Origin of the sequence: Reyranella sp. (assembly GCF_052439685.1) — a bacterium.
GTDB lineage: Bacteria > Pseudomonadota > Alphaproteobacteria > Reyranellales > Reyranellaceae > Reyranella.
Map to the genome: position 1 here is coordinate 1 of NZ_JBQVQG010000065.1, position 4,093 is coordinate 4,093.

The following is a 4,093-nucleotide window of genomic DNA, read 5'->3' on the forward strand; positions in this document are numbered from 1 at the left end:
TGCCTTCTTCATCTGCCGTCTCCCCTCGAAGACGGACTCTACTCATTTCTGGAGGTGATGCAGGGGCTCAGGTCAGCCGCGGGAGCGCCGGATGGCTTGCGCCAGTTCCAGGGAAGCGGCTCGTCGAGACGACGAATCGGATGGTCAGCGATTCGCGCCAGGATGTCGACTAGCCAGGTCTGAGGGTCGCCGTCGTTGAGCCTGGCGGTGGCGATCAGGCTGTAGACGACGGCGGCACGCTCGCCACCACGATCGGAGCCGGCGAACAGCCCCGTCTTGCGGCCAAGCGCAATGCCCCGAAACGCCCGGTCAGCGGCGTTGTTGGTGATACAAATGCGGCCGACGCGCAGGAATAGGGTGAAGGCGGGCGAGCGGGTCAGCATGTAGTCGAAGGCCTTGGCAATCGCGGCATGGCGAGATAGCCGGGCACGCTCTGCCCGCATGCAGCATCGAGTTTGTTGACCATCGGCAGGATGCGCTGTTGGCACACGGCGAGACGAGCCTGTGCAGATTGACCGTTGATCTCACGCTCGATGGCGAAGAGGGCGTCGAACCTCTGCACAGCCTTGAGCGCGATGGGCGATAGCAGGTTCTTCTTGCGCACCGTCTGGTTCACCTTCTATTGCCGGGGCACGACCTCCAGCGTCTCAGTGATGTTCTCGCCGATCTTAGCCAGCCAGCCCAAGCCGCAGCACGTGCAGGCCGTCGGACCGGGCACCACAATGCGCTCGCGCGACAGATGCTCGGGAAACGGCTTGCGTCCCGTCTTCCTGCGCGTGAACGATCGACCTGTACTGCCGCGTGCCGGCTCGGCCGTCAGCACATCCTCGGGCGCCGTGGCTTCGAGCTCCTCAATCTGCAGTTCCATCTGGCCGAGCAAGCGCTCCCCGCGCTCGGAGCTTTCTCCGTACAGCACCCTTCTAAACTTTTCGATGGCCAGCTTGTAGTGGGCGGTCATCGCCTCGGGGCTCGAGACTTGTGCCAGTGCGCATGCCCCTTCAGCCTCGGCTGCCGCCTGGGCCGCCCGTGCCACGACCAGCTCTTCCACGCGTGCCAACAGCAGCTGCTTCAGGCTCCCGGGGGCGTCCGGCAGGGCATCGCCCGACGTCATGGTGGCAACAGAAGAGCACAGACGCGGCGGCTTGTGGTGAACTCGATGCGGGCCGGTTCAATCCATCGCAGCTCAGTCTACCACCTCGGGCCGCTAGGTGTGTCGCGGATTGCGCCAGTCGATCCCTTCAAGCAGGTAGCCGAGTGGGCCGGGCGTGATCACTACCACCCCATCGGTCGACGGCGACCACACGAAGCGTTCCTTCTCCAAGCGCTTGGCGTAGAGCGAGGCGCCCAACCCGTCTTACCAGAAGATCTTGATCAACTTGTTACTCTTGCCCCGGAAGACGTAAAGGTGGCCAGCATGGGGATCGCGCCGCAGCTCTTGCTCGATGTGCAAGGCTAGCGTTCATGCGGCACCGCCGCATATCCGTGTGACCGACCGAGATCCACACTCGCAAGCCTGATGGACCGGGATCATCGCCGTGACAGAATATTCAGTACCCGCGCCAGTGCTGCTACGTCGACACCTATGGCGCGACAATCTGGATGAGAAGGGCGCGCCAATCAGGCTGAGAAGAGGTGGGATGATTGTGTGGGCCGGCATCATTTTCAAGGTGATTGACGCTGGGAGCGACAGTTGATTGTCGCTGATCGTCAGTCACTGTCTTTTTCGAACTCCTTGGGAGTGGCGTGGGAGGGTGGCCATCCTGGTCCGCGCTTGGGGTGGACGGCAGCCTTGCGGCGATCGCTTTGGACGTTCATCTCGAGGATGGTGGCGTGATGGACGAGGCGGTCGATGGCCGCCGCCAGATGACTCTTGTCGCCGTCCGGTGGGCCGAAGACCAACAGATTGGCTCCGCTCTTGAGCCAGACGTCATCGGAGGTGAGCGCCATGATCTGGGCCTTTGAGACCATCGGGGTGACCTCGAAGTCGAAGGCGGCCAGTGTCTTGCCGGGCGGCAGGCGGGCCTCGACCAGATGGCGCTCGAAGCGGCGTCGGCTACGGTCAGCCGCCTCGTGCTCGGCCAGGGTGGCGAGGAACTTTGCGGCCGGCCAGCCTTCCTCGTCGGATTGTGCGGCGAGCCTGGGCCATATGGCCTTCATGCTGGGCAGGCGCAGTTCGGCGAGCAACAGCTCGACGCGGGCGGCGTCGACGGTCATGGCTGTCGTCATGGCGTGACCTCCAGCCGGCCGCGAACGGGATCGTCGTGGCATCGACCGCGGAGAGCTCGTCGTAGATCGCAAGCGGCCAGCTGGACAGCGACTGCGGGGATCGCGGTCTGTCGTGGCCGCAAGCGCCTTCGCAGCTCGGTGGGATCGGGCAATCGGCCGGCGTCGAGATCGGCGCCGATCAGGCTCGCCAGCTCGGTTTCGCCGGCACACTCATAAGTAAGCGCCAGCAGCTCGACAGTGACCTTGCAGGCCCGCCGATCGTCGCCTTGGCCACGCCAGGCGTCAAAGGCGCGAGCATAGCCAGCCGCGGGAACAGCTGGTCGCGGTAGACCAGGTTGAGTCGTGCCATCGGCTTTCTGCGCAAAGCGTGGATCACATGCCGGTAGTCGACGACATGGCCGCCCTTGTTCTCCGACAGCGGCCGGTCGCGGCGCAGCGTTGCGACCGGTGTGTGCCGAGGAAGCACTCGAGCCGGTCGTCGAAGAAGCGAACGCGCAGGCGATGGCCAATCAGACGCGACGGCACGGTGTAGAACACACGCCGCAAGATGAAGCCGCCGCTCGAGGTGACGGGGATGACCTTCTCCTCGAAGTCAGTGGTGCGCCGGTGCGGCAGAGGCGCCAGAGCGGCGCGCTCCAAAGCGATGCGCTTGCGGTTGTTGGCGTTGCGCCGCCCGACGACCTGGTCGGCGAAGGCTCGATAGGCGTCGAGGTCGTCAAAGTCGCGGCTACCGCGCAGCAGAAGGGCATCTGCGATGCTTCTTGGGCAAGCCGCCCAGCGCCCACAGGGCGTTCTGCAGCCCCTCGGCCAAGGCCACGAATCTCTCGCCGCCCTGCACCGCATGAGCATGCTCGAAGCCGGAGAAGGCCAGCCAGAAGTGATAGAGCCGGTGACACGGCGCCACTGGGCGCGGGCCTTCTCGGCATCGTCCTGGGCAAAGGCTGTCCCGATCAAGGCCGAGACGACGCGCCCGTCCACGACGGCCGGCGTGCGCCAGGGCGTTCCGCATGAAGTGGACACGACCCCGCGTTGCCAGGTAGCGGCGAAGATCCTGAACACCGCCGCCTTGATGCCTTCGTGGGCGTCGGAGACGACGAGCTTCACGCCGCGCAAGCCACGCTAGGCCGGCTTCCTGAGGAAGGCCGTCCAAAAGGTCTCGGCCTCCGACGGGCCAGTGTCCATGCCGAGCACTTCACGACGGCCATCGGCATTGACGCCGACGGCGACGATCACCGCAACCGACACGATACGGCCGACCTGGCGGACCTTCATATAGGTGCCGTCGACCCACAGATACGGCCAGTTGCCCTCGATCGGGCGGTCGAAGAACGCCTTCACGCGAACGTCGATGTCCTCGCATAGGCGGCTCACCTGGCTCTTGGAGGCGCCGCTCATCCCCATGGCCTTGAGCAGGTCATCGACCGAGCGGGGCGAGATACCCTGGATATGGGCCTCCTGGATCACCGCCGTCAGGGCTTTCTCGGCCAAACCGGCGTAACCGGTATGGGGAATGCAGGTCTCGGAGGCCAAGCGGCTGCGGTCTCTGGAGGAAGAGAATCGCCGGCTGAAGAAACTGTTGGCCGAAGCAATGCTCGACAACGCGGCCTTGAAGGATATCGCCTCGGTAGAGTTCTGAGGCCTGCAGTGCGGCGTCGTGCGGTGGATCACGTACAGCGGGTCCACGGTCTCAGCCAGCGCCGGGCCTGCAGGCTGATCGGGATGGACGTGAGCAGTTGCCGGTATCGATCACGGCGGGCCGACGATGGCCCGTTGCGCGAGCGGCTGCGGGTTCTGGCGACGCTTCGTCGCCGGTTCGGCTAGGGATGGCTCTGGATCGGGAGGGCACGAAGGTGAACCTGAAGAAGGT

General features: G+C 64.9%; 1 protein-coding gene and 5 pseudogenes. 1 reads left to right on the forward strand and 5 read right to left on the reverse strand.

Going from position 1 to position 4,093, the window contains the following annotated elements:
• Positions 1-38: 38 nt before the first annotated feature.
• The 5 genes and pseudogenes from ACT6UX_RS30235 to ACT6UX_RS30255 all read right to left on the reverse strand — a co-directional run.
• A pseudogene (locus ACT6UX_RS30235) lies at positions 39-1,111 on the reverse strand (IS66 family transposase).
• Between the two features lie 93 nt (positions 1,112-1,204).
• Positions 1,205-1,450, reverse strand: a pseudogene (gene tnpB / locus ACT6UX_RS30240) (IS66 family insertion sequence element accessory protein TnpB).
• Between the two features lie 257 nt (positions 1,451-1,707).
• Positions 1,708-2,226, reverse strand: coding sequence for an ATP-binding protein (locus ACT6UX_RS30245; protein WP_444778843.1), 519 nt, complete (start codon positions 2,224-2,226; stop codon positions 1,708-1,710).
• Positions 2,223-3,118: pseudogene (locus ACT6UX_RS30250) on the reverse strand (IS21 family transposase); the annotation flags it as partial. The pseudogene ACT6UX_RS30250 and the gene ACT6UX_RS30245, both read right to left, overlap by 4 nt.
• Positions 3,119-3,138: 20 nt before the next feature.
• Positions 3,139-3,690, reverse strand: a pseudogene (locus tag ACT6UX_RS30255) (IS256 family transposase); the annotation flags it as partial.
• Between the two features lie 43 nt (positions 3,691-3,733).
• Here ACT6UX_RS30255 and ACT6UX_RS30260 point away from each other — a divergent pair.
• Positions 3,734-4,044, forward strand: a pseudogene (locus tag ACT6UX_RS30260) (IS3 family transposase); the annotation flags it as partial.
• Positions 4,045-4,093: the final 49 nt, after the last annotated feature.